At 64.4% G+C, this 23,722-nt stretch carries 25 protein-coding genes, 1 other RNA gene and 1 riboswitch; of the genes, 16 read left to right on the top strand and 10 right to left on the bottom strand.

The window, feature by feature from the left end:
- Nucleotides 1–12: 12 nt before the first annotated feature.
- From rfbB to PV761_RS07840, 3 genes are read left to right on the top strand one after another with little or no spacing between them, the layout of a single operon-like run.
- Nucleotides 13–1,011, top strand: coding sequence for a dTDP-glucose 4,6-dehydratase (rfbB, locus tag PV761_RS07850; RefSeq protein WP_028270164.1), 999 nt, complete (start codon nt 13–15; stop codon nt 1,009–1,011).
- A 3-nt stretch (nt 1,012–1,014) separates the two neighbouring features.
- The gene (locus tag PV761_RS07845; protein ID WP_347895682.1) at nt 1,015–2,439 is read left to right on the top strand and encodes a bifunctional dTDP-4-dehydrorhamnose 3,5-epimerase family protein/NAD(P)-dependent oxidoreductase; all 1,425 of its coding nucleotides are present in this window, start codon (nt 1,015–1,017) and stop codon (nt 2,437–2,439) included.
- An 11-nt stretch (nt 2,440–2,450) separates the two neighbouring features.
- Entirely contained in the window at nt 2,451–3,443 is a 993-nt protein-coding gene (locus PV761_RS07840) for a glycosyltransferase (protein ID WP_347895680.1), read from the top strand.
- 8 nt (nt 3,444–3,451) lie between these two features.
- On the opposite strand, the gene PV761_RS07835 is transcribed toward PV761_RS07840, so the two are convergent.
- Together PV761_RS07835 and PV761_RS07830 are read right to left on the bottom strand one after the other, a co-directional pair.
- Nucleotides 3,452–4,714 (bottom strand): polysaccharide biosynthesis C-terminal domain-containing protein, encoded by a 1,263-nt coding sequence (locus tag PV761_RS07835; RefSeq protein ID WP_156037077.1) that lies wholly within the window; start codon nt 4,712–4,714, stop codon nt 3,452–3,454.
- A gap of 119 nt (nt 4,715–4,833) precedes the next feature.
- Entirely contained in the window at nt 4,834–7,053 is a 2,220-nt protein-coding gene (locus PV761_RS07830; RefSeq protein ID WP_347895678.1) for a lysozyme, read from the bottom strand.
- Nucleotides 7,054–7,642: 589 nt separating this feature from the next.
- Between PV761_RS07830 and PV761_RS07825 the strand changes: the two genes are divergently transcribed.
- The 13 genes from PV761_RS07825 to ssrA all read left to right on the top strand — a co-directional run bounded on the left by PV761_RS07825 (nt 7,643) and on the right by ssrA (nt 17,925).
- The gene (locus PV761_RS07825) at nt 7,643–8,866 is read left to right on the top strand and encodes an ATPase, T2SS/T4P/T4SS family (RefSeq protein WP_028270160.1); all 1,224 of its coding nucleotides are present in this window, start codon (nt 7,643–7,645) and stop codon (nt 8,864–8,866) included.
- Nucleotides 8,866–9,720, top strand: coding sequence for a type II secretion system F family protein (locus PV761_RS07820; protein WP_028270159.1), 855 nt, complete (start codon nt 8,866–8,868; stop codon nt 9,718–9,720). Before PV761_RS07825 ends, PV761_RS07820 begins: the two co-directional genes overlap by 1 nt.
- Nucleotides 9,717–10,658, top strand: coding sequence for a type II secretion system F family protein (locus PV761_RS07815; protein WP_028270158.1), 942 nt, complete (start codon nt 9,717–9,719; stop codon nt 10,656–10,658). Before PV761_RS07820 ends, PV761_RS07815 begins: the two co-directional genes overlap by 4 nt.
- An 82-nt stretch (nt 10,659–10,740) precedes the next feature.
- Nucleotides 10,741–10,992 (top strand): hypothetical protein, encoded by a 252-nt coding sequence (locus PV761_RS07810; protein ID WP_028270157.1) that lies wholly within the window; start codon nt 10,741–10,743, stop codon nt 10,990–10,992.
- Nucleotides 10,993–10,995: 3 nt separating this feature from the next.
- A complete protein-coding gene (locus tag PV761_RS07805) occupies nt 10,996–11,442 on the top strand; it encodes a TadE family protein (protein WP_347895675.1) in 447 nt (148 codons plus the stop codon).
- Nucleotides 11,423–11,920 carry a hypothetical protein gene (locus PV761_RS07800; RefSeq protein WP_347895674.1) on the top strand — a complete coding sequence of 166 codons (498 nt, stop codon included), beginning with the start codon at nt 11,423–11,425 and terminating at the stop codon, nt 11,918–11,920. The genes PV761_RS07805 and PV761_RS07800 overlap by 20 nt, the downstream gene beginning before the upstream one ends.
- A complete protein-coding gene (locus PV761_RS07795) occupies nt 11,917–12,378 on the top strand; it encodes a pilus assembly protein TadG-related protein (RefSeq protein WP_347895672.1) in 462 nt (153 codons plus the stop codon). Before PV761_RS07800 ends, PV761_RS07795 begins: the two co-directional genes overlap by 4 nt.
- Before the next feature lie 54 nt (nt 12,379–12,432).
- A complete protein-coding gene (gene prfB / locus PV761_RS07790) occupies nt 12,433–13,548 on the top strand; it encodes a peptide chain release factor 2 (protein WP_347895670.1) in 1,116 nt (371 codons plus the stop codon).
- A 187-nt stretch (nt 13,549–13,735) separates the two neighbouring features.
- A complete protein-coding gene (gene ftsE, locus PV761_RS07785) occupies nt 13,736–14,533 on the top strand; it encodes a cell division ATP-binding protein FtsE (RefSeq protein ID WP_347895668.1) in 798 nt (265 codons plus the stop codon).
- Nucleotides 14,530–15,444, top strand: a complete 915-nt coding sequence (ftsX, locus tag PV761_RS07780) for a permease-like cell division protein FtsX (RefSeq protein ID WP_028270151.1) — start codon at nt 14,530–14,532, stop codon at nt 15,442–15,444. The genes ftsE and ftsX overlap by 4 nt, the downstream gene beginning before the upstream one ends.
- Before the next feature lie 27 nt (nt 15,445–15,471).
- Entirely contained in the window at nt 15,472–16,857 is a 1,386-nt protein-coding gene (locus PV761_RS07775; protein WP_347895666.1) for a peptidoglycan DD-metalloendopeptidase family protein, read from the top strand.
- A gap of 91 nt (nt 16,858–16,948) precedes the next feature.
- Nucleotides 16,949–17,419 carry an SsrA-binding protein SmpB gene (gene smpB, locus PV761_RS07770; RefSeq protein WP_028270149.1) on the top strand — a complete coding sequence of 157 codons (471 nt, stop codon included), beginning with the start codon at nt 16,949–16,951 and terminating at the stop codon, nt 17,417–17,419.
- A 137-nt stretch (nt 17,420–17,556) separates the two neighbouring features.
- Nucleotides 17,557–17,925: a transfer-messenger RNA gene (ssrA, locus tag PV761_RS07765) on the top strand.
- 114 nt (nt 17,926–18,039) lie between these two features.
- On the opposite strand, the gene PV761_RS07760 is transcribed toward ssrA, so the two are convergent.
- The 8 genes from PV761_RS07760 to hisN form a co-directional block, all read right to left on the bottom strand.
- Nucleotides 18,040–18,174, bottom strand: a complete 135-nt coding sequence (locus PV761_RS07760) for a hypothetical protein (protein ID WP_268760395.1) — start codon at nt 18,172–18,174, stop codon at nt 18,040–18,042.
- A 79-nt stretch (nt 18,175–18,253) separates the two neighbouring features.
- Entirely contained in the window at nt 18,254–18,625 is a 372-nt protein-coding gene (locus PV761_RS07755) for a hypothetical protein (RefSeq protein ID WP_028270148.1), read from the bottom strand.
- 95 nt (nt 18,626–18,720) lie between these two features.
- The gene (locus PV761_RS07750) at nt 18,721–19,089 is read right to left on the bottom strand and encodes a CrcB family protein (protein ID WP_028270147.1); all 369 of its coding nucleotides are present in this window, start codon (nt 19,087–19,089) and stop codon (nt 18,721–18,723) included.
- Nucleotides 19,086–19,502 (bottom strand): CrcB family protein, encoded by a 417-nt coding sequence (locus PV761_RS07745; RefSeq protein ID WP_347895662.1) that lies wholly within the window; start codon nt 19,500–19,502, stop codon nt 19,086–19,088. The genes PV761_RS07750 and PV761_RS07745 overlap by 4 nt, the downstream gene beginning before the upstream one ends.
- Before the next feature lie 15 nt (nt 19,503–19,517).
- Complete coding sequence (locus PV761_RS07740; RefSeq protein ID WP_028270145.1) at nt 19,518–20,231, bottom strand: metal-dependent transcriptional regulator; 714 nt, start codon at nt 20,229–20,231, stop codon at nt 19,518–19,520.
- Nucleotides 20,232–20,263: 32 nt separating this feature from the next.
- On the bottom strand, nt 20,264–21,052 hold the full coding sequence (locus PV761_RS07735) for a class I SAM-dependent methyltransferase (protein ID WP_347895660.1): 789 nt from the start codon (nt 21,050–21,052) through the stop codon (nt 20,264–20,266).
- Between the two features lie 80 nt (nt 21,053–21,132).
- Complete coding sequence (locus tag PV761_RS07730) at nt 21,133–22,545, bottom strand: aminotransferase class V-fold PLP-dependent enzyme (RefSeq protein WP_347895658.1); 1,413 nt, start codon at nt 22,543–22,545, stop codon at nt 21,133–21,135.
- Between the two features lie 35 nt (nt 22,546–22,580).
- A riboswitch (SAM riboswitch) is annotated at nt 22,581–22,694 on the bottom strand.
- A gap of 215 nt (nt 22,695–22,909) precedes the next feature.
- Nucleotides 22,910–23,722, bottom strand: coding sequence for a histidinol-phosphatase (hisN, locus tag PV761_RS07725; protein WP_347895656.1), 813 nt, complete (start codon nt 23,720–23,722; stop codon nt 22,910–22,912).

Raw genomic sequence — 23,722 nt, 5'->3', positions numbered from 1 at the left:
TAAGCTGGCTGAATGCAGAAACTCCTTGTCACCGGCGGTGCCGGCTTCATCGGTTCCAATTTTGTCCACTACGTTCTTGAAAACACTGATGATCACGTCACTGTCCTGGACAAGCTGACGTACGCAGGCAACCTGGAATCCCTGAGCGGGCTCCCGGAGGAGCGCTTCCGCTTCGTGCAGGGTGACATCTGCGACGCCGCTCTGGTGGACACGCTCGTGGCAGACGCCGACGTCGTGGTCCACTACGCCGCCGAGTCGCACAACGATAACTCCCTGCATGACCCGCGCCCGTTCCTGGACACGAACATCATCGGCACCTACACGCTGATCGAGGCCGCCCGGAAGCACAACAAGCGTTTCCACCACATCTCCACCGACGAGGTCTACGGCGACCTCGAACTCGATGACCCGGAACGGTTCACCGAAGAGACGCCGTACAACCCCTCCAGCCCGTACTCCTCCACGAAGGCCGGCTCCGACCTGCTGGTCCGTGCCTGGGTGCGCTCCTTCGGGCTGCAGGCCACCATCAGCAACTGCTCGAACAACTACGGCCCCTACCAGCACGTGGAGAAGTTCATCCCGCGCCAGATCACCAACGTGATCGACGGGATCCGGCCCAAGCTCTACGGCAAGGGCGAGAACGTCCGCGACTGGATCCACGCCAACGACCACTCCTCGGCCGTGCTGGCCATCATCGCCAAGGGGAAGATCGGCGAGACCTACCTGATCGGCGCTGACGGCGAGAAGAACAACAAGGACGTCGTCGAGCTCATCCTCAAGCACATGGGCCAGTCCCCGGACGCCTACGACCACGTCGTGGACCGTCCCGGCCACGACCTGCGCTACGCCATCGACTCCGCCAAGCTCCGCGACGAGCTCGGCTGGGAACCGAAGTTCTCCAACTTCGACGCCGGCATCGAAGACACCATCGCCTGGTACCGCGAGAACGAAAACTGGTGGCGCCCGCAGAAGGCCCAGACCGAAGCCAAGTACAAGGAACAGGGCCAGTAGACGATGTCGATCGAGTTCTCCAAGAAGCTGACCGCGCACGAAACCCCGATCCCCGGCGTCGTCCTCTACGACCTCCCGGTCCACGGTGATAACCGTGGCTGGTTCAAGGAAAACTGGCAGCGGGAGAAGATGGTGGCCCTCGGGCTGCCGGACTTCCGCCCTGTGCAGAACAACATTTCGTTCAACGAAAAAGCCGGCACCACCCGCGGTATCCACGCCGAACCGTGGGACAAATTCATTTCCGTGGCCACGGGCAGGATCTTCGGCGCCTGGGTGGACCTGCGCGAAGGACCGTCCTTCGGGGCTGTCTTCACGGCTGAACTGGACCCGAGCCAGGCCATTTTCATTCCCCGCGGCGTGGGCAACGCCTTCCAGACCCTGGAAGACAACACCGCCTACACCTACCTGGTCAACGACCACTGGTCCGCCGACGCGCAGGGCCAGTACACCTTCCTGAACCTCGCGGACGAGACGGCCGCAATCACCTGGCCCGTCCCGCTGGAGGAGGCTGAGCTTTCCGACAAGGACAAGGCCCACCCCCGCCTCGCGGACGTTGTGCCGATGCCGGCGAAGAAGATCCTCGTGGTCGGTGCCGACGGCCAGCTCGGCAAGGCGCTCCGGGAACTGTACGACGGCGACGCGACCGTTGAGTTCGCCGGCCGTGCCGGCTTCGACCTCGGCAGCGAAGCGTCGTTCACGGAGCGGAACTGGAAGAACTACTCAACGATCATCAACGCCGCGGCCTACACCGCCGTCGACACCGCGGAAACTGCGGAAGGCCGGGCAGCTGCCTGGGCCGTCAACGTTGCCGCCGTTTCACGGCTGGCCCGGACCGCCGTCGAACATGACCTCACCCTGGTGCACGTCTCCTCGGACTACGTCTTTGACGGCGTCCGAGAGAGCCACGACGAAACCGAGCCTTTCACCCCGCTGGGTGTCTACGGCCAGACCAAGGCCGCCGGCGACGCGGTCGTCAGTGTGGTGCCGCGCCACTACATCGTGCGGACCAGCTGGGTCATCGGTGAAGGCAACAACTTCGTCCGCACCATGGCATCCCTGGCTGGCCGCGGCATCGAACCGTCCGTGGTCAACGACCAGATCGGCCGGCTCAGCTTCACCGAAGACATTGCCGCGGGCATCCAGCACCTTCTGGAATCCGGCGCGGACTACGGCACCTACAACCTGAGCAACGACGGCGAACCGCAGTCCTGGGCCGACATCGCCGCGGACGTTTATGAGCTCTCGGGACAACCGCGCACCGCTGTTACCGGTGTCAGCACGGAAGACTACTTCAAAGGCAAGGCGGCCGCGCCCCGGCCGCTGAACAGCGTGCTGGACCTGACCAAGATCAAGAACTCGGGTTTCAAGCCGAGGCCTTCCCGGGACGTTCTGGAGACGTACCTCGGCCGGCGGACGGCCGCGGAATAGCGGTCCGATCCATGCGCTTCGATTCGACTACCTTCGGTGTGGTCGCCCTGGCGGCCTACCAGCCGGACTGGGAACTGTTCAGGACCCAGCTTCGATCCATCCAGAACCAGACGCATTCGCAGTTCCAATGCCTCATTTCGGCGGACGGCGGCTTTGCCGAAGTTCGTGACTTCGTGGACCGGGAACTCGGCGGCGACGAGCGGTTCCGGGTGCTCGGGTTCGAGGACAGGCTGGGGTTCTACGGCAACTTCGAACGCGTCCTGCAGCACGTTCCGGCCGAAGCGGCGTGGATCGCGTTGTCGGACCAGGACGACTCCTGGTATCCGTCGAAGATTGAATCGATGCTCCCGCGTTTGAACGAGGTCAGCCTCGTGGCCGGGCAGGCACGCGTTGTCCGCCTGCCCGGCAACGAGGTGGTGACCGAATCAACGCAGCGCAAGAATGTCGGTCTCGATGCGCTTCTTGCCCAGAACCAGGTGACAGGAAGCCTTTGCGTCTTCCGCCGGGATCTTCTTGACCTGGCGTTGCCGTTTCCCCGTTTGAACACCATCTCGCAGGTACACGACCATTGGCTGGCCGTCTGCGCCAAGGCAACCGGCGGTGCGCTCGTCGTCGAAGACGTTGTCCAGGACTATGTCCAGCACGGCGGCAATGTCCTCGGCGAAGTCGGCGGCAGGAAGAGCATCGCCAAATCCTTCGAACATGTCACTGCGCTGTCCCGGAAATTCCAGGGCAGCAGCAGCCCGCTCGCCTTGCTCAGGACGGCCAACGACCTGAGCTTCGGATGGCGCAGGGTCATGGCTGACGCCCTGCGGGAACGGGTTGCTGCGGGCACTCCCGGACTGGAAGGTGGCGTGGCTGTTTTTGAAACAGGCCACGGGTGGGTGCCTACTGCGCGTGCGCTTGTCTCCGGCCTTCGCAGCGGCGACATTGCCCTGCCGTGCTTCGTTGAGTTTGTGGCCGGCGTTCCGGTTGAGCTTTTCACCAAGGGGCGCCGGAAGTAGCTGCCGGCCTAGTGTGGCTGTTCCGCGGTGGGGACCGGCGGCTGGACCAGGTGCTTGAGGCTGTCGCGGACCACCATGATCTGGTAGCCGGCGACGACGAGTTCGGCCAGGCCGACCGCCCAGGCGACGCCGGGGGCGCCGTAGAAGATGCCGAGGACGAACATCATCGGAACGTTGAAGGCTGCGCCGATGGCTGTCGATTTGGCCAGGGCGGCTCCCTTGCCGAGCGGAATGAGGCAGGCGAGGCCCACTACCTGGGCAACAATGACGCCGGCGAGGATCAATCCAAAGGGGATGCTGAGGCTGTAGTCGATAGTGATGACTCCGCCGGAGAACAGCGGGCTCGCCCAGGGGGTGAGGAGCGCGAGGAGGACTCCGGCAAACAGGCCGACGATCGGGGCAATCCTGGCCACGGTCCGGATCCGGTGGGAGCTTCTCGCCGGTCCGGCCTCCGGGATCCACCCCTGAATCACCTGGAGGATGGGACCGAACCCGGCGACAGCAAAGCGGAAAAGCTTGTCTGCCAGGGCGTATTGGGGGAGCGCGGCAGCAACCACCTGGCCCACCGCGAGCAGCGGCAGGTTGCTGTTGAGGCTTCCCGTGCCTGCCGCGATCACGCCGTATTTCTGGTCGCGGAGGCGTTTCATGGCCGGAACGACGCGAAGATCCGCCTTCACCGGATGCCCTGCGCGTGAGAGTGCGCCGCCGGCGCCAATGACGACTGCCAGCAGGTTAAAGACCAGCAGTGCAAGCACAAAAACCACCGGCTGCGGGAAGAACTGGATCAGCACAACGCCCGCCACGATGCCGAGCCCCTGGGGGAGCACGTCACAGAGGAACAGCTTCCACGGTTTTGCCTGGCCGATGAAGAACCACGAGGCACCGACGAACGGCAGAACGTAGGCCACTGACGCCAGGGCTGCTACCGGAGGATCGATTTTGCCCATCAGCAGCATCACGAAGTACATCACGGGCGCGGCGAACAGGAAGAGATAGGCCCTGCTGACCAGGGAGTCGAGGAACATTTGCGGGCGTTCCCGCTCGGGGAGTGAGGCCACGAGGGCGGCTCCGACGGTTCCCCAGCCGAAGGCGACGGCGATCCCGAAAATTGCTGCCGTGGCCTGGGCCAATGCCAGTTCGCCCCAGGTCTCCTTGCCCAACGTGGAAATAACGAACGGGATGGCGAGGAGATTGATGACGGTAGAGAACACGAGCGATGTTGCGAAACCGCCAAAACGGCGGAACAAAGCGGGTGCAGCTTTCGAAGCCACGCGAGATCTCCGATCCTATGGGTCCAGGCATGTGGCCCATGCGAGTCGGCTTTAGGCCAGTTTGAATCCTACCCCGCGTGCTGCGGCGGCCAGGAACCGTGCCGCGCCAACTTCCCGTTCTAGTACGAGATGTTTTTGCAGCCCAGCAGCGAGTTGCCGGTGGTGAACGGTGAAGCCGCGATGGCATAAGTGCAGATCCGGTAATTGCCGCGCTGGCTGATTGCTTTCTTTGCCGTGTACCCGTGGTTGCCGCTGATCCCGAGAATCTGGTTCACGTCCGGCCGAGGCTGGTTGGCCATCACCGCGAAGTTGGTGGTGCTTCCGTCCGGTGCTGTGACATAGGTGTGAACGCTCAGGGATTCAGTTGGCACGTCGCGGTCCACGGTCCAGCCTGCAGCAACGACTGATGCAACGCCATTAGCCGTTTCGATTCCCACCGAATCCAGGTATCCGATCGGGCTGGCGCTGAAGCCGGCGTCAATATAGCTGCAGCCGAGGAGCGGGTTGCCGGGGGAGACCGGGCTGAGTGCTATGGCGTAGGTGCACACCCGGTACTTGCCGGGAGCTTTGATGGGGAGGTCGGCTTCATAGCCGTGGTCGCCCGGCACACCGAGAATCCTGTTGACGTCAGCGCGGGGCTTTGTCGCCGTGAACTCGTGCAGCGTACTGGTGCCGTCGGGTGCCAGGACGTAGGCGTGCACCGGGACCTGCGCGGACGTGTTGCCGTAGTCGATCGCCCAACCGCGGACGCTGAGAGCTGCCTGGGTGCTGGTTTTCTTAACGCTGACCGAATCCAAGGTTCCTACGGGCGTCGTGCCCGGAGCGATGCTAATGGACCGGCAGCCAAGTTCCGAGTGGAGGTAGAGACCGATCGCATAGGCGCAGAGCTTGTAATTGCCGGCCTTCTTGATGTCGATATTGGTTTCGAAGCCGTGGTTGGAGCCGACTGACCAGATCCGGTCCACATCCGGCCGCGAGGTATTTGCGGGGATCTTGTAGAGCGTGCTGCTCCCGTCCGGGCCGTAGAGGTAGGCGTGGACTTCGGCGGTAACCGTGGGACGGCTCATATCCACGGCCCAGCCGCGCACTTTGATTGATTCCTTGTCCGGAGACCGCTGTTCGGACACTTCGTCCAGGCTGCCGATAGGCGGTTCGGCGCCGTCCACCGTGAGCGACTTGCAGCCTATGCCAGGGTTGATGAACTTGCCGATGGCGTAGACACAGATGGTGTATTTTCCGGACACGTTAATCGGAATCTGGTTGTCGAAGCCGTGATAGTCGCCCAGCCCCAGGACCTTGTTGACGTCGGGCCGGTACGTTGTTGCCGGGAACTCATGCAGGGTCTTCGTCCCGTTCGGCGCCGTTACGTAGGCATGCACTTCCGTGGTGGCGCCTGGCAATGCCCGGTCCAGTGCCCACCCCCGAATCTTGAGGGCGGTGGTGGTGCCGGTGCGTTCGATGGTTGCCGTGTCGAACGAGCCTTGCGGCCGCGTGCCCGTGAACAGTGAAAGGGAAGCGTAGTCGCCGTTCCAGACGTTCGAATCGCCGGCGAAGGGTCCTGTGCTGCTGTACTGCCACATGCTGTACGTGTCCCAGCTGGACGGAACCGGTCCGGCGTCGTTCGTGGCGGAGCTCGGGTAGGCGGCGATCCACAGCGGATAATCGCCGAAGCCGGCGGCGTCCGCCGTGCACTGTTTCCACCAGGATGTATTGGTGTAAATCATGGGGAGCCGGCCGGTCATGGCCAGCATGGTGTTGCCGAAGTCCCGGACCCAGCTGGTCAGCTGCGCCGGTGACATTCCGTAGCACGTGTTGCCAAAGTAGAACCCGTTGATGGTCCGGCCCTCATAAGGGTTGAATTCGAAATCCAGGACGGGAGGGAGGGTATAGCCGTCGGGGCTCCAGCCGCCACCGTTCTGCACAAAGTAGCGGGCCTGGTCCGCCCCCGAGGACCAGTTGGGGATGGCGAAGTGATAGGCGCCGCGGATCATGCCGACGTTCCGCGAGCCGTCGTACTGGGAGCTGTAGGAGGGGTTGGTGTAGTAATTGCCTTCGGATGCTTTGACGTAGGCGAACCTGACACCCATGTTCCATTGCTGCAGCCAGTCAACGCTTGACTGGTAGGCGCTGACGTCCAGTCCCTTGACGCCGAACGTCGGGGACCAGGTGCCCTGGGTTTCGAGTGACTGTGTCGTCAATGACTTCGTGCCCTGCAACAGTTTGGCGGAGGCCGTCACGCGTGCGGACCGCTGGCCCATCTCGGCTCCTCCGGGACCGACAGCCGTCGCCATCGCTGCCCGGCCGGCGTCGGAGTTCGGGTCCGGGACGGGGGCGGCCACGGTCGGTTCTGCCGTGGTGGCCGGTTCGGCGACGGGAGCGGTCTGGGCAGTCGGGGCGGGCGCCGGTGCCTGCGTCTCGACCGGCGCTGGAGCGGGAGATGACGTCGGAGGGACCGATGGTGCCGGAGTCGGCGATGCGGTTTCCGTAGGAGTGGCCGAGGTTGCCGTCGGTGCCGGTTCAACGGCATTGGCCGGAACGGCAAGGCCCGGACCCGTCAGCAAGGCCATAGCAAGCAGTAGCGACCCCAACCGGATGCAATGGTTGGGTGGGAAGGGTTCTGGGTTCCGCTTCATTTTTCGCTCCGGAATGATGACATGCCCCGAAGAACAGGTCACTAGGTCGCATCTACAGCTGAATCCCGCAGGAATAACCGAACTGTGAGATATGTCTGACTTAACGCGCCTACCATAACACCAGTGTGCATGGAGCGACTAGTGGTTCTGGTGTTACCAATGTGAATCAGAATTCACTCGAATTTTCGCTTTATCCACAGCTTTGCCGATGTGACTTGGCTGACATGTGCAAGTCCCATAGCTTTAACGCAGTTGTACTGCCTCAGTCGGGGGCGGCAGTCGTATTGGGGAACTCATGGATGCTGTTCGAATTGTGGAGGACGAGGTCCGCGAACTGATTCGGCGCCGGGGCCTGGACCCGCTTCGGCAGGCCGGCGAGGTCAGGCGCCTGGTCGAAGCGGCGGTCAGCGACTACGACGAGCGTGCGCTCATGGGACCGCTTCCTCCGATCGGCCCCCTGGAGACAGCCCGCCGGCACGTGTACGACGCCGTTGCTGGTTTCGGCGCGTTGCAGCCACTGCTGGATGACCCCGCCATCGAAGAAATATGGATCAACGCACCCAGTGAAATCTACGTGGCGCGGAACGGCGAATCTGAACTCACCTCCCTGAGTCTCTCGGATCAGCAGGTTCGGGACCTGGTGGAACGCATGCTGAAAAGCTCTGGCCGCCGGCTCGATATGTCTTCGCCGTTCGTGGATGCGGCCCTCCCGGACGGGTCCCGGCTCCACGTTGTCATCCCGGACGTTACGAGGCGCCACTGGGCGGTCAACATCCGAAAGTTTGTGGTCAAGGCAAGCCGGCTCGACCACCTCGTGGAGCTCGGCACCCTCACGCCCCAATCGGCCCGGTTCCTGGGTGCCGCGGTAGCCAGCGGGCTCAACATCCTGGTGTCGGGGGCGACGCAGGCCGGGAAGACCACCATGCTGAACTGCCTGGCTGCCAGCATCGGGGCGCGCGAGCGAGTCATCACGGTGGAGGAAATCTTCGAACTGCAGTTTCCCTTGCGTGATGTTGTGGGCTTGCAGTGCCGCCAGCCGAACCTTGAGGGCGAAGGAGAGATCCCGCTGCGCAGGCTTGTCAAGGAAGCGCTGAGGATGCGGCCGGACCGCCTGGTGGTGGGCGAAGTCCGCGAGGCGGAAAGCCTGGATATGCTCATCGCGCTCAACTCCGGCCTTCCCGGCATGTGTACTGTGCATGCGAACTCGGCGCACGACGCCGTTACCAAGCTGTGCACCCTTCCGCTGCTGGCCGGTGACAACATCTCCAGTGCGTTCGTAGTGCCGACGGTCGCCTCATGCATTGATCTGGTGGTCCACTGCAGCCGCCACGCGAGCGGCCGCCGCCAGGTAACAGAGATCCTCTCCCTCGGCAGGCGGGTTGAGAACGGCATCATCGAGTCGTCGATGGTCTTCTCAATGGCCGACGGTCAGCTGCAGCCCAGAGCCAACTCCATGCCCGCCGTCGAGAAGTTCGCCGCTGCGGGCTTCGACGTTGCGGCACTGCTGGAGGTCCGCTGATGGCCCCCGTGCTGGGGGTGGTACTCGGTGCAGGTTTGTTCCTCATCTGGTGGTCAGCATGGGAACAGCCGCAGACCGCCAAACGGCCTCCCCGCTCCAGCCGGCTCCAGGACCTGCTGCGGGCAGCGGGCATTGAAAACGTCTCCGGTCCCGGTTTGGTAGCTACGTGCCTTGGCCTCGGGGCATTCGTGAGTCTGGTGTTCTTCGCCGTGACCAGGTCCTGGCCCATCTCCGCGTGCTTCGGCCTGTTTGGCGGATGGCTTCCGATGGCAGTTGTCAGGTGGCGGGCCCGCAAGCGTACGGCGACGCTGCGCCAGCTTTGGCCCGATGTTGTTGACCACCTTCGCTCCGCAATCAGGGCAGGGTTGTCACTGCCGGAGGCGCTGATCCAATTGGGCGACAAGGGTCCCGAGGAACTGCGGCACGTCTTTCGTGATTTTGGATCCGACTACCGCGCCGGAGGCCAGTTCGATCCGGCACTCAACAGGCTCAAAGAACGGCTTGCTGACCCCGTCGCCGATCGGATTGTCGAAGCCCTGAGGCTCACGCGCGAAGTGGGCGGCTCCGACCTCGGCCGGCTGTTGGGAACCCTGGGCGAATTCCTGCGGGAAAGCGCACGGACCAGAAGCGAGCTCGAAGCCCGGCAGTCCTGGACGGTGAATGCTGCCCGGCTCGCAGTGGCTGCTCCGTGGATTGTCATGGTCCTCCTGGCCACCAGACCCGAAGCGGTCGCCGCATACAACACGGCGATGGGGGCTGCGGTGCTCCTCGGCGGACTGGTCGTGTCCGCCATCTGCTACTCCGTCATGCTGCGCATCGGGGCCCTTCCCGAAGACGAGCGGGTGCTCCGATGACGTCGCCCGCAGCCGCTGCCGTGATCTGCGGACTCCTTCTCGGAGCCGGACTCTGGCTTCTGGTGGTCCGGCTGCCGTTCATGCGGCCCATGAGCTTTGCGGAACGCATTGAACCGCAACTCAAGTCCCAGAACCTGGAGTCCCGGCTGCTTATGGCCCCTGCGGGCAACCTCACGCCTTTCGGTCCGCTCGAACGCATCCTGCGCCCGATGCTCAAGGACGCGCACGCGTTCCTCGGGCGGTTCAACCTGGGGTCTTCGGCGTTGAGCCGCAGGTTGGCGCAGGCCGGAATCCGAAAGTCTGTTGTCGACTTCAGGGCAGAGCAGCTGCTGTGGGCTGTCCTGGCGTTCGTCGTTGCCACGGGCCTGGTGTTGGTCGGAGCGGCCGCAGGACAGTTCAATCCGTTCCTCGCCGTCGTGGCCGTCCTCGGCAGCGGCCTTGGCGGATTCCTGTTCAGGGACTACTGGCTTGGCGCCCAGATCAGCAGGCGGGAAAAGCGGATGATGGCCGAGTTTCCGAGCCTCGCCGAGCTGATGGCACTTGCCGTCAGCGCAGGGGAAAGTGCCTCGGGCGCCCTGGACAGGGTCTGCAGGACATCGCACGGCGAACTCGCCGCGGAATTTGAGCTGGTTCTTGGGGAAACCCGGGCCGGAAAACCGCTCGTCGAAGCGTTGCAGCGGTTCTCGGCGCGGACCGACCTGGGGCCCTTGGTGCGATTCGTCGACGGGATCATCGTGGCAGTGGAGCGGGGGACACCCCTTGCTGACGTCCTCAGGGCCCAGGCGCAGGATGTTCGCGACACCGCCAAGCGTGAGCTGATGGAATCGGCCGGAAAGAAAGAGATCGCCATGATGGTGCCACTTGTCTTTGGCGTCCTCCCGTTGACGGTCATCTTTGCCGTGTTTCCCGGCCTCGCCGCCATCAGCATCGGCCTATGACTGAACCTAGATCACCCGGACACCTCGATCACCCGGAACGCCGGAAACGAACTCCAGCCCGAACCCACAGAATGGAACCTCGATGAAGCACATAGGAATCCGCGCCCTGGCAGTCATCCTCCCCATCGTCCTGCTGCTCCGGACAACGGCGGAGTTCGTCGGGAACAGCCGCCGCGGTCCGGCCCGGACCGCGGACCACCCGGAACGAGGCGACGTGCCGGGCTGGGTAATGATCACCCTGATGTCGGCCGTGCTCGTAGCTGCCCTGCTGGCCCTGGCCGGACCTGCCCTCGAGGGGCTGTTCAACCAGGCCATGGACAAGGTCGGAAACTAGCAGATGCCTCCGGTGGTCCCGGCGGCGGACGATCCGGCTTGCCGGACATCGGGGAACCCGGCTGAGCGCGGAGCCCAGTCCCCGCGGGAACGGGGTTCCGCGGTGGTGGACTTCGTACTGGTCGGCGGGCTACTCACGATGTTCTTCCTGGCAATCATCCAGCTGACGCTGGTGCTGCATGTCCGCAACACCCTGATCGACGCCGCCGCCTCCGGAGCCAGATACGGCACGCTGGCCGACCGGAACGCGGCCGACGCGGGGGACCGCACCACCGAGCTCATCGGAATGGCGCTCAACGCCGACTTCGCTCAGGACGTGACCACCTCGGAGGTCACTTATCAGGGAATCCGCGCCCTCGAAGTCACGGTCAGGGCGCCGTTGCCGGTGATCGGGTTGATCGGTCCCCGGGAGGCTCTGGAGGTGAAAGGCCATGCTGCCATCCAGCCGTAAGATCGCGGCCAGGCTTTCCCGGGCCGGCAGCGGGGAAGCCTTGGCCCGGAGCGGGGAGGCCGCCTCTGGCGAGCGCGGAAGCGCCGTCGTGGAATTCACGTTCCTTGCCCTGCTCCTGATGGTGCCCCTCGTGTATTTCATCATTACCGTCGGGCAGATCCAGGGCGGTGCCTTCGCTGTGGTCGGCGCGGCCGACCAGGCCGCCAAGGTGTACGTTGCCCAGCCCGACGCGGAGAGCGGCCGTCTTGCAGCCGAGCAGGCAGTCATGCTGGCCCTCGCGGACTATGGACATCCGGCGGACAACGCGCGCATGGACGCGAGCTGCCAGCCCTCGGACTGCCTCGCCCCGGGGTCCGCCGTCACCATCACCGTCCACCTCACGGTGCCGCTGCCTTTTGTACCGTTTAGCGATTCGATGCGGCTCAACGCGAGCAGGCTGGACGCCTCCGCCACGCAGATTGTGGGGCGATTCCGATGACGTCCCAACACCGTGACACTGAACCACGCCGGGAAGAGGGACAGATGATGGTCCTGATCATCGGCTACGTGCTCATGGCGCTTCTGGTGACCACCGCAGTCATGGCGGCATCCTCGCTCTACCTTGAACACAAGAAGCTGCTGTCCGCGGCTGACGGGGCATCGGTGGCAGCGGCCGACAGCTACACGCTTGGCCAGGTCGAGACAGGCGCCGGCAGCCCGTCCGCGGTCCTCAACGGCGGGCGGGTGCGCAGCGTTGCCGCTGACTACCTCAGCCGGAACGGCGCCTTTGCCAGGTTCGACGGGCTCGCCGTGGCGCCGGAGACCGGGAGCCCGGACGGATCCACCGCCGTCGTTGTGCTGAGTGCCGAGGTGCATCCTCCGATCGTGAACTTCCTCATTCCGGACGGGATCAGGATTGAGGCCGCCTCCACAGCGCGCTCCCGGCTGGTCCGGTAGTGCCGCTGAGCCGGTGCCGGGCGGCTAGGAACCATAGCGTAGGCTTTAACAACCATGGCTCAAATAGATTTTTCCGCAGAAATCCGCGCTTTGCGCGCCACCTACACCTCCATCGAAAACGTCTCGAATGTTGAGGAGCTGAAGGAAGACATCGCTGAACTGAGCGAGCGCGCAGGCGAGCCCAACCTCTGGGACGACCCGGCGGCGGCGCAGAAGATCACCTCCAGGCTCTCCCACCGGCAGAGCGAGCTCGAACGCCTCAACAAGCTCGTAGCCCGGATTGACGACCTGGAGGTCCTGGTGGAACTCGGCCAGGACGAGGACGACGCGGCTTCCATGGGCGAGGCCGCGGCCGAGCTCGAGTCCATCCGGAAGTCCCTGAAGGACCTTGAAGTGGTGACGCTGCTGTCCGGCGAGTTCGACGAACGCGAGGCAGTGGTCACGATCCGTGCCGGCGCCGGCGGCGTGGATGCCGCGGACTTCGCCGAGATGCTGCTGCGGATGTACCTGCGCTGGGCGGAACGCCACGGCTACCCGACGACGATTATGGACACCTCCTACGCCGAGGAAGCCGGGCTCAAGTCCGCCACGTTCGAGGTCAACGCACCCTATGCTTACGGCACACTGAGCGTCGAGGCCGGTACCCACCGCCTGGTACGGATCAGCCCCTTCGACAACCAGGGCCGCCGCCAGACGTCGTTCGCGGCCGTGGAAGTTATTCCGCTGATCGAGCAGACGGACTCCATCGAGATCCCGGACAACGAAATCCGCGTGGACGTCTTCCGGTCCTCCGGCCCCGGCGGCCAGTCAGTCAACACCACTGACTCGGCGGTGCGCCTGACGCACATCCCCACCGGCACCGTGGTCTCGATGCAGAACGAGAAGTCCCAGCTGCAGAACCGTGCGGCGGCCCTGCGCGTGCTGCAGTCCCGGCTCCTGCTGCTCAAGAAGGAGCAGGACGACGCGGAGAAGAAGGCGTTCGCGGGCGACGTCAAGGCCTCGTGGGGTGACCAGATGCGTTCCTACGTCCTGAACCCGTACCAGATGGTCAAGGACCTCCGCACCGAGCACGAAGTGGGCAACACCTCTGCAGTGTTCGACGGCGAAATCGACGACTTCATCGATGCCGGCATCCGCTGGCGGACAGATAACCGCAACGCCGCCGACTAGGCCCTGGACCGGCGGGGCTCTCCATTCGGTGGCTGAAATCCTGCGACACGCCAGGTAACTCCAGCTTTTCTGCAGGTGCCGGTGCGTATAGTCGAGGAGCCGGAGCTCTACTTCCCCCAAAAGAAAGCCCGTGCACCGGCTGCAGTACTGGGCTCCATAAGCCATGTCCTGCAGGGTTCTTAGGGCAATGATCCGTTTCGAGAATGTCACCAAGGTCTACGACCAGACAGCCCGGCCTGCGCTGGACTCTGTCAACCTTGAAATTGACCGTGGTGAGTTTGCGTTCCTTGTGGGCGCCTCCGGTTCCGGCAAATCAACTTTCCTCCGACTGGTGCTGAAGGAAGACCGGGCCACGTCCGGCGCTGTCTACGTTGCCGGCCAGAACGTGGCGAACATTTCAAGCTGGCGCGTTCCGCGGCTGCGCCGTGGGATCGGCGTCGTGTTCCAGGACTTCCGGCTCCTTCCGCAAAAGAACGTCTTCGCGAACGTTGCCTTCGCCATGCAGGTCATCGGCAAGAGCCGCAGCATCATCCGGGACACAGTTCCCGAAGTCCTCAAGACGGTGGGCCTGGAAGGCAAAGAGCACCGCATGCCGCACGAACTCTCCGGCGGTGAGCAGCAGCGTGTCGCGATCGCCCGTGCCGTGGTCAACCGCCCGGGGATCCTCCTGGCGGATGAGCCCACCGGAAACCTTGACCCCACGACGTCGATGGGAATTATGGGCGTCCTGGACAAGATCAACCAGAACGGCACCACAGTGGTGATGGCAACGCACGACGACGACATCGTCAACGAGATGCGCAAACGTGTGGTTGAACTCCGGAACGGTATCGTCATCCGCGACGAAGCCCGGGCACTGTACACATCGATGATGCCGGTTGTGGGGCAGTCCCGCCGGTTCAAAGACGCCAGCGGACGCCCGGACGGGTCTGCAGCGGACCCGGGTGACGGGGTTGCTTCCAACCAGTCGGGGGAGGAGCTGTGAGGCTGGCTTTCATCCTCAGTGAGATCGGCAGCGGCCTGAGGCGCAACCTGTCCATGGTGGTCTCGGTCATCCTGGTGACCTTTGTGTCGCTGACCTTCGTCGGTGCCGCCGGCATGCTGCAGCTCCAGATCAACCAGATGAAGGGCTACTGGTACGACAAGGTCCAGGTGGCCATCTTCCTCTGCGGTGACGGATCGACGGCGGCCGGCTGCGCCACCGGGACGGCGACGCCGGAGCAGCAGGAAAACCTGCGCACCCTGCTGGAATCACCCGCTGTGGCCCAGTACATCAACGACTTCCAGTTTGAGTCCAAGGACGACGCCTACAAGCATTTCAAGGAGCAGTTCTCCAACTCGCCGATCGTTGACTCGGTGACCCCGGACCAGCTGCCCGCCTCCTTCCGGATCAACATGAAGGATCCGGAAAAGTACCAGATCATCAGCGAGACGTTCTCCTCGCAGCCCGGCGTCGAGACGGTCATCGACCAGCGCCAGGTCCTGGAACGGCTCTTCTCGGTGATGAACGCGGCTTCCCTGGTCGCCGTCATCATCGCCGGCGTGATGATCGTCTGCGCCATCCTGCTCATCGCCACCACCATCCGGCTGTCCGCCTTCAGCCGGCGCCGGGAGACGGGGATCATGCGGCTGGTGGGCGCCTCCAAGACCGTGATTCAGCTGCCGTTTATCCTCGAAGGCGTCATCGCCGCCGTGATCGGCGCGGCGCTGGCCTCGGGCACGCTCTGGGCCGTGGCCCATTTCTTCCTCGGCGAATACATGTCCAAGCAGTATCCGGACACGGCGTTCATCTCTCCTGCGCAGACCCTGATTCTGGCTCCGGCGCTGCTCGGCCTGGGCGCAACTTTGGCGGGAATTTCGTCTCTCTTGACCTTACGTAGATATTTGCGGGTCTAGGCTGTGCACACCAACGAAGGAATGACCATGACAGATCTGGACCGCAAGGCCCGCCGGCACCGGACCGCGGCACGTAGAAGCCGCGTCATCAGCGCTGCTTTGGCATTGCTCCTGACCGCGAGCCTCGGCGCCGCCACCCCTGTCGCTTTCGCGGGCGAACTGGAAGACAAACAGGCGGCGCTGGAAGCAGAGGCGGCCCGCGTGCAGCAGTCGCTTGAGTTCGTCGATGACAAGATCGCCAAGGCCGCAGGCGACCTAGTGATCTACCAAGGACAGCTTCCGGCCGCACAGCAGGCATTGCTTGAGGCGCAGGGCCGGGTTGCGAGTGCTGTCAAGGAAGTCGAGGCACTGGCTGCGCGGGTCGATCTGGCACAGCAGAACAAGGCCAAGATCACACAGCAGCTTGAGACTGATAAAAAGAAGATTGCGGACACCAAGAAACTTATCGGCCAGATCGCCACGCAGGCCTACAAGTCCGGCGGAGTGCCCTCGAACCTCACGCTCTTCTTTGGCTCCAAGGGCGGTGGGAGCCTGGCCGACACCATGGACCTGGCGGACCAGGCCATGCGGAGCCAGAACTCCGCCATGGACAAGCTGTCCCAGCAGAACGCAACGAACGTCAATTCGGAGGCGCGCCTGCAGGCTGTTGAGGCAGAGATCAAAGATCTTAAGGCCAAGGCGGATGCCGCGTTGGCCCGGGAAAAGGCAGCCCGGGATGAAGCCGCCGCGAAGAAGGAACAGGTGGACAAGCTGATCGCTGACACCACCCGCATCAACAACGAGCTCCAGGCGGCCAAGCCGGGCATCCAAAGCCAGCTCTCCAAGGTGCAGGCAGCCCAGGATGCGGTGGCCGCGGAAATCGTCGAACGTGACCGGAAGCTGCGCGAAGCGTGGGAGGCCGAGCAGCGCCGCATCGCCGAGGCCGCCGCCGCGGCGGCCAAAGCAGCCGGCCAGGCTGCCCAGCCCTACGTTCCGCAGGTCGGGCCGCCTTCCGCGTTCGGACTGCAGAGACCGCTTGCGGGTGCGTCTATAACTTCGGGATTCGGCTGGCGTGCAACGCCGCCGGGCACTGTCGACTTCTTCGGTGCTGGCGGGTACATGCACACGGGCATCGACTTCGGCGCCGGCTGCGGCACCCCGGTTTACGCCCCGGCGGCAGGTACGGTTTTCTCGGCTGGCTGGAGTGGTGATGGCGGCGGTAACAACGTCAAGATTTCGCACGGTGTGGTTCAGGGCAACTCGCTAACCACAATCTTCTATCACAATGCCAGCGTGGTGGTCTCAGTAGGCCAGCAGGTAAGCCAAGGTCAGTTGATTGCCTATGTCGGGAGCACCGGTAACTCAACCGGGTGCCACTCACACTTCGAGACCTGGCTCAACGGCCAGGCCGTCGATCCGATGAGCCTGCTCTGACGGGCAGGCCCTGCGGCTGCCGTAGAATTAAATAGCACCCGAGCCTCAACGGCCGGGGCAACCATCCAGACAAGAGCTGAGGAGTTCCACCGTGCCGAAAGAAAGTGGCCGTAAGGTAGTGGCCACCAACCGGAAGGCCCGGCATGACTACCATGTCCTCGACACCTACGAGGCGGGCATTGCCCTGATGGGGACAGAGGTTAAGTCCCTTCGCGAGGGCCACGCGTCCATGGTTGACGGGTTCTGTACGTTCTACAACGACGAGTTGTGGATGGAGGGAATCCATATCCCCGAATACAACCAGGGGAGTTGGACGAACCACTCCGCCCGCAGACGGCGCAAACTGTTGTTGCACCGCGAGGAACTGACCAAGATCTCGCACAAGGTCCGTGAATCAGGCTTCACTATCGTGCCGCTACAGCTTTACTTCCTGGACGGCAAAGCGAAGGTGGAGATCGGCGTCGCCCGCGGTAAGAAGGAATACGACAAGCGGCAGACGCTCCGTGAGCAGCAGGACAAGCGCGAAGCCCTGCGCGTCATGCGCGAAAAGAACCGCAGCTGAACCTGGCTGCGGAGCTGGCTGCGCACGTGGGGGAATGATTCCGGGCGGCAGTGCGTTATGATTGGTAGTCCGGGAAGGAACGGCGCGGAGTCCGCAAGGAGTCGGCAAGGAACCTGACCGGTTTGGTAACAAAATACGGGGATGATCGGTTTCGACGATGTTAGTCGCGACAGGTGAAGCGGGCCGAGGATGCAGAATTATCTCGTAAACGCTGTCTGCAAAACAATAAGTGCCAAACAAACGCGCACTGACTTCGCTCTCGCTGCCTAAGCAGTAAGACAGTCCGTCAGCCCGGGATTGCTATCGTCCCGGATCCTGGCGTCATTAAGATAGCCACTGCTGTTTACCTTCGTCATTGGGGTGAACGGGACTCTTAAATGACTGGGCCCGGATCAGCTACTCGTTTGCAGGATAGCCGGGGCCGAGAAAATCCGACGCAAACTGCGCCCGGAGAAGCCCTGACAACACGACATCGGACGGGGGTTCAATTCCCCCCATCTCCACCATCGGGACAGCGGCAACGCGGTCCCACCCCGTGCAAAAGGCCGGAAGCGGAAGCTTCCGGCCTTTTGTTTTCGGCACCGATCTGGCATTCTCCAGCGGCCGTCCGCGGCCCCGGGTCAGCGCTTCTTGATGTGCGCGACGGGGTCCACGTGGGTGTCCAGCTCATGCTTGGACTTCTTTTCGGCCCTCTTTTGCTTGATGGACTTGTCCGACTTCTTGGTAACCTGCCGGTGCGGCGATTTGTCAGGCATGTCGCCCTCCCTAACATCGGGGCCCTCGAATAGGCCCCGTGCTTGTAAGGTACGCCTGTTTTGCTCCGAATGTAACTGGTCAGGAACCCGGCACTTCAACGTCGACGATACCGACGAACCGGCTCCCGATGCCCTCGTATTCGCTGCGAACCAGACCCGGCAGAACCGGGGGCAGGTCCGACGCCGCGTGGTGGACGCAGCAGACGTACGTGAACGGCGGCCACCATTTCTTGGGTCGGGCGGCTTCCGAGAAGCCGCAGACGGCGCAGGTCAGCTGGACCCAGACTGGCCGCTTGCCGGTCCGGTTTGCCTTGGACTGGACAAGCCAGGCCGGGGGATTGTCCAGGAGTTCGGAAAGCTCGGCGTCGGAAAGCCTGGCGGGGATACCGTGACGGTGTGCCATTTCCAGCGGGATGTCGAGGATCTGAGCTGCTTCACGTCGCGTAACCATCGTTTAACGATACGGGATGCGGAGCAGCTCCACGTTCACGACGGCGGGACAACGGTGCCGGGGCCGGGTCTCCACATGCTGTCAGCCGGCGAGCTTCACCCGGCGAGGGCAATGCCCGCGCCGGCCGCGGCGAGCCCGGCCACGAGGTTGACCGTGATGTTCAGGGCGGCGGCCGCGTACCTCACCTCGCTGACGAGACGGATGGTGGCCGTGGTCCAGGAGCTGAAGGTTGTCAGCCCGCCGGCCAGCCCGGTGGCGATCGCCGCATGCCATTCCGCGCCGAGCCCGAGCCTGCCGGTGACGCCCAGGGAAAGGCCGATGATCAGCGACCCGGAGACATTGACCACCAGCGTAGCCCAGGGCCAGTGCCGGCGGTCGCCCGCGCGGTGCGCGAACCACGTATCGATGGAGAACCTGAGCAGGCCTCCCGCAACGCCGAAGATTCCCACCAGCAGCGCTGTCATGATCCGCCTGTCCGGTCGCTCAGGGCCTTGCCCGCTTTCCAGCCCGCGGCGGCCGCACCGAGCCCCAGAACCAGCGAGAGGCCGAGATACGTCAGCCAGGTCAGGTGCTGGCCGGAACGTGCCTGCTGGTCAACGGAAAAGACCACCGCGGAGAAAGTCGTGAACGAGCCCAGCAACCCCGGCCCGATCCCGGCCCGCAGCCAGAATGCTGTCCTGGGGCGTGCGATCCACAGGGTGGTGAGCGCGGCAAGGACAAAGCTTCCGCAGACGTTGATGGCTAAAGTGGTCCACGGGATGGCACCCGCGGGTTCCGGAAACAGGACGCCCAGGCCATAGCGGAGTTCCGTCCCCACGAGTGCCCCGAGAGCCACGGCCGTCCAGGCCCGCCAGCCGGCGCTTCCAAGGGCCTTCATTCAGGCGGCACGCATTCAGGCGTCCGCCAGCCGGCACCCGGCGTGGAGTGAATCGCTGTAGACCCACAGCGCTGACGACACCTCATCGGCGAGGTCGAATTCGCGGCCGGCGCCGGCGGTGCCGATCCGGACCACCAGTGCGCCGCCGAACGGCTTCCGGCCGAGCACTTCGATGTCGGCATCGAGGTCGATTTCCTGGGCGGAAAGATAGCGCAGGAGTTCGGGGTTGTCGTCGCTGATCCGGGTGATCCGGCCGGTGTGGCCGTCGTCGAGTTCGCTCATCCGGTGGGCGTGCGGCATGTGTACCGTGCCGTCCGCTGCCGGGATGGGGTCGCCGTGCGGGTCGCGCAGGGGATTGCCGAGCTTGCGGGCCATCCGCTCAATGAAGGTATCCGACACTGCGTGTTCCAGGAGTTCGGCTTCGTCGTGGACTTCATCCCAGCTGTAGCCGAGTTCCTGGACGAGGTAGGTCTCGATCAGGCGGTGCCGCCGGACCATGGAGAGCGCGAGCCGGATCCCGTCCGCCGTGAGCGTGATGGCGCTGTATGGCTTGTGGTCAACCAGTCCCTGGTCCTTGAGTTTGCGGACCATCTCCGAGACCGAGGAGTTGGCGACTCCGAGCCGCTGGGCCAGCTGCGAGGACGTGATGGGCTTGTCCTGCCACTCCGTGAAGGAGTAGATGACCTTGACGTAGTCCTCGATGGAGGAGGAGGGCGCGCTGGTCTTCACGAGTCCAAGCCTACCGCTTTGGCTGCGGGCACTCATGCTTTGAACGCCCGCCAGGTCTGGGTGAGGTATGGGAGTCCGATGGTGTCCGCCGGGGAATGGCCCAGGTGCTCGTGGAGGTACCAGTCCAGGTTGTGGCGGACCTTTGCGCGCGTATTCTCGCCGGCTGCGAGGTAGTAGCTGCGGGACTTTGCCAGCTCGACGATGTCTCCGGTGGTCACGGGGTCTTCCCAGCGTGTCAGGTGGCTCTCGAGCCCGTCGAACTCCGGCCCGATCGCTGGGCGGAAGTCCGGCTTGTGCACGTCCCCGGCGTGCATGATCCGGGAGAGGCGGTGGACCCAGGGGACGGACGTGTCCAGCTGGTTCCACACCAGTCCCAGCACCCCGCCGGGGCGGAGGATGCGGGACAGTTCGGTGCTTGCCAGGAGCGGATCGCACCAGTGCCAGGCCTGGGCAACAACGACGACGTCGAACGCCGCGTCGGGGAGTCCGGTTGCCTCCGCTGTTCCCTCTGTCGCCGGAACTCCCGGCAGGACGAGCCGCAGCTGGGCAAGCATGTCCGGTGAAGGATCCACTGCGGAGACTGCCAGGCCGCGCTGCACCAGCAACGCGGTGAACTTGCCCGTCCCGGCGCCGATGTCAGCGGCGTCGGATGCGCCTGCTGTGCCGGCCCCGGCTGCGCCCCCGGCGCTGTGGATCAGCCAGTCCGCTGAGTCGCCAGGGTAGCTTGGGCGGACACGGTCATAGTGTTCACCGCCGTCCTGGAAGCTCTGGCCGAGCTCGTAGCGGCGCTGGTGGTGCAGTTTGGGGCCTCCCCGTGCCACGTGCAGTCTCCTTCGGGCAGGCTGGAATTCTTACCCCTCGAATTTACCGCACGGACCGCGGCCCGCAGGGCCCCCGGGCCTTAGTCGTCGGTGCAGGGTGCTGCGCCGGCGGTGCCGGGGGTGTTGGGAGCCCACTCGGGGTAGCTGCGGGTGTCGTTGGCCGGCACCCAGCGGCCGGCGTCCACAACGTAGTCCCAGCCCAGGCCAGTGCGGCGGAGTTCCTCGATGCCGGCGAGCAGGCGCTGGGCGTCCTCCAGCCGGGAGCCGACGCCGAAGCTTGCGCGGAGCGAGCCCGAGGGCAGTCCCAGCCGCTTGAGCAGCGGGTGGGCGCAGAAGCGGCCGTCCCGCAGGCCCACGCCGTGTTCGGCGGAGAGGTAGGCCGCAACCAGGCCGGCGTCGTAGCCGGCAACGGAGAAGTTGACCACACCGATGGTGTCATTGGTGTCGCTGAAGATCTGGTGCACGGTGACGCCGTCGATCCTCTGCAGCCCTTCTACCAGGAAGGAGCGGATGGCGGTCTCATGGGCGTGCCACAGCTCCTGGTCCAAAGCGCCGATGACCTGGGTGGCGCGGGCAAGCGTGGCAGCCCCGAGCACGTTGGGGGAGCCGCCCTCATGCCGTGCCGGTCCCGTGGCCCAGCTGACGGAATCCAGCCGGGCCTCGCGGACGGCTCCGCCGCCTGCCAGGTGGGGTGTCCCGGCGTCGAGCCAGTCCGGCCGGCCCACGAGGACGCCTGACCCGAAAGGCGCGTACAGCTTGTGACCCGAGAAGGCGAGGTAGTCGACGTCGTCCGCTGCGATATCGATGCGGCGGTGCGGGGCCAGCTGAGCCGCGTCCACCACAATCCGTGCGCCGTATTCGTGCGCAAGTGCGGCCAGTTCGCGGATCGGAAGTATTTCGCCGGTGACGTTGGAGGCACCGGTGACGGCCAGCAGGCTGATGTCGCCCTGCCGGAGTTCAATGCGGAGGCTTTCCAGGGTGGCCTTCAGGGTGGGGGCGGCAACCACGCTGCGGTGCGGCACGCCCTGCCAGGGGAGCAGGTTGGCGTGGTGTTCGATGTCGAGGTAGAGCACCTCACCGGTGTGGCGGCCGTCCGCCACCGGCAGGCAGCCAGCCAGCAGGTTCAGGGAGTCGGTGGTGTTCCTGGTGAAAATGACGGAATCGTCCGGCCTGCCACCGACGAAGCCGCGGACGATGTTCCGTGCATTTTCGTACACGGACGTGCTGATCTGCGAGGCGTAGCCGGCGCCGCGGTGCACGCTGGCGTAGTACGGCAGGATCTCGTTGAGGTACGCCGAGACGATGGACAGTGCCGGTGCTGATGCGCCGTAATCCAGGTTCGCGTAGCGGACATGGCCGCCCTGGATCAATGGAGCCTGGATCTCCGCGCCGGTCACGGCCGAGAGGGGGCGCCGGGCGACGCTGAACCGCTCGTCCAGGCGGGTTGTGGCGGGGGCGGTTCCGGGGTTTGCGGGGAACGTGGCAGTAGTCATGGGGACCTCACTGTAAAGGGACCCCTCACTCCGGGGATCCGCGCTTGCCGGGTCCGTTCCGGACCGGCCTGGTCGTCACCCGGGGCACCCCACCGCGAATGGAGGGTTGCCGGCCAGCAAACCGGGGTTTAGCGCTGGCACTCGTGACCTGTTTCGAGATTAGGACATTGACGGCGCCGCGGGAAAGCTGCGGCAATTATTAAGCGGATTGTTACGTGCGCCGGAAGAAGGGCGATGCGGCCGAATAAACGACGGCGGACGCCCCCTTGGGAGGGGCGCCCGCCGTCGTTTATTCGGCACTGCGTTCAATCAGCAGCGCCTTGATCAGCCTCGCTCATGGCCGCACCCGGGGGTGCCGTGCGTGTTAGAGGAGGTCGTCGATGTCCGGGTTAAGCCGTTTGAGGACCTCGGAGTGGAGGATTGAGTTGGTGGCGAGGGCGTTCCCGCCGAAGGGACCGTCCACTCCCTCCAGCGAAGTGAAGCGGCCGCCGGCTTCCGTGACGATGGGCACCAGGGCGGCCATGTCGTAAAGGTTCAGCTCCGGCTCGCAGGCGATGTCCACGGACCCCTCGGCCACCATGCAGTAGGACCAGAAATCGCCGTAGGCCCGGGTCCGCCAGACGTCCTCCGTGAGGCCCAGGAATTCGTCCAGGTTGCCGCGCTCCTTCCAGCCGCTAAGGCTCGAGTAGGAGAGGGAGGCGTCCGAGAGCTTGGACACGTTCGAAACCTTCAGGCGGGTGGCGGCCGCAAGCGACCGTCCCATATAGGCGCCGGCCCCTTTCGCGGCCCACCAGCGCTTTCCCAGCGCCGGCGCGCTGACCAGGCCGACCACCGGCTCGCCTTCATCCACGAGGGCGATCAGGGTGGCCCACACCGGCACGCCGCGGACGAAGTTCTTGGTGCCGTCGATCGGATCAATGATCCACCGCCGGGAACCGTGCCCGGAACTGCCGAACTCTTCGCCGAGGACGGCATCCCGCGGGCGGGAACGGGACAGTTGGCCGCGGATGGACTCTTCAGCTGCCTTGTCAGCATCCGTGACCGGAGTCAGGTCCGGTTTGGTTTCAATCTGAAGGTCCAGCGCCTTGAAGCGGCTCATGGTCTGGGAGTCGACAGAGTCGGCCAGGACATGGGCGAGGCGCAGGTCGTCGTTGTAGCTCGAAGCGGGTTGGGTCAT

Source organism: Arthrobacter sp. CC3 (genome assembly GCF_039907775.1).
Lineage (GTDB): Bacteria > Actinomycetota > Actinomycetes > Actinomycetales > Micrococcaceae > Arthrobacter.
The sequence above is the reverse complement of the archived record's forward strand: the minus strand, read 5'-3'. Positions and strand labels throughout refer to the sequence as shown.

What these genes read in the sequence shown, in the direction of transcription:
- rfbB (WP_028270164.1), top strand. Translation starts at nt 13, where the DNA reads ATGCAGAAACTCCTTGTCACCGGCGGTGCCGGCTTCATCGGTTCCAAT.
- PV761_RS07845 (WP_347895682.1), top strand. Translation starts at nt 1,015, where the DNA reads ATGTCGATCGAGTTCTCCAAGAAGCTGACCGCGCACGAAACCCCGATC.
- PV761_RS07840 (WP_347895680.1), top strand. Translation starts at nt 2,451, where the DNA reads ATGCGCTTCGATTCGACTACCTTCGGTGTGGTCGCCCTGGCGGCCTAC.
- PV761_RS07825 (WP_028270160.1), top strand. Translation starts at nt 7,643, where the DNA reads ATGGATGCTGTTCGAATTGTGGAGGACGAGGTCCGCGAACTGATTCGG.
- PV761_RS07820 (WP_028270159.1), top strand. Translation starts at nt 8,866, where the DNA reads ATGGCCCCCGTGCTGGGGGTGGTACTCGGTGCAGGTTTGTTCCTCATC.
- PV761_RS07815 (WP_028270158.1), top strand. Translation starts at nt 9,717, where the DNA reads ATGACGTCGCCCGCAGCCGCTGCCGTGATCTGCGGACTCCTTCTCGGA.
- PV761_RS07810 (WP_028270157.1), top strand. Translation starts at nt 10,741, where the DNA reads ATGAAGCACATAGGAATCCGCGCCCTGGCAGTCATCCTCCCCATCGTC.
- PV761_RS07805 (WP_347895675.1), top strand. Translation starts at nt 10,996, where the DNA reads ATGCCTCCGGTGGTCCCGGCGGCGGACGATCCGGCTTGCCGGACATCG.
- PV761_RS07800 (WP_347895674.1), top strand. Translation starts at nt 11,423, where the DNA reads ATGCTGCCATCCAGCCGTAAGATCGCGGCCAGGCTTTCCCGGGCCGGC.
- PV761_RS07795 (WP_347895672.1), top strand. Translation starts at nt 11,917, where the DNA reads ATGACGTCCCAACACCGTGACACTGAACCACGCCGGGAAGAGGGACAG.
- prfB (WP_347895670.1), top strand. Translation starts at nt 12,433, where the DNA reads ATGGCTCAAATAGATTTTTCCGCAGAAATCCGCGCTTTGCGCGCCACC.
- ftsE (WP_347895668.1), top strand. Translation starts at nt 13,736, where the DNA reads ATGATCCGTTTCGAGAATGTCACCAAGGTCTACGACCAGACAGCCCGG.
- PV761_RS07775 (WP_347895666.1), top strand. Translation starts at nt 15,472, where the DNA reads ATGACAGATCTGGACCGCAAGGCCCGCCGGCACCGGACCGCGGCACGT.
- PV761_RS07760 (WP_268760395.1), bottom strand. Translation starts at nt 18,174, where the DNA reads ATGCCTGACAAATCGCCGCACCGGCAGGTTACCAAGAAGTCGGACAAG.
- PV761_RS07755 (WP_028270148.1), bottom strand. Translation starts at nt 18,625, where the DNA reads ATGGTTACGCGACGTGAAGCAGCTCAGATCCTCGACATCCCGCTGGAA.
- PV761_RS07750 (WP_028270147.1), bottom strand. Translation starts at nt 19,089, where the DNA reads ATGACAGCGCTGCTGGTGGGAATCTTCGGCGTTGCGGGAGGCCTGCTC.
- PV761_RS07745 (WP_347895662.1), bottom strand. Translation starts at nt 19,502, where the DNA reads ATGAAGGCCCTTGGAAGCGCCGGCTGGCGGGCCTGGACGGCCGTGGCT.
- PV761_RS07730 (WP_347895658.1), bottom strand. Translation starts at nt 22,545, where the DNA reads ATGACTACTGCCACGTTCCCCGCAAACCCCGGAACCGCCCCCGCCACA.
- hisN (WP_347895656.1), bottom strand. Translation starts at nt 23,722, where the DNA reads ATGACCCAACCCGCTTCGAGCTACAACGACGACCTGCGCCTCGCCCAT.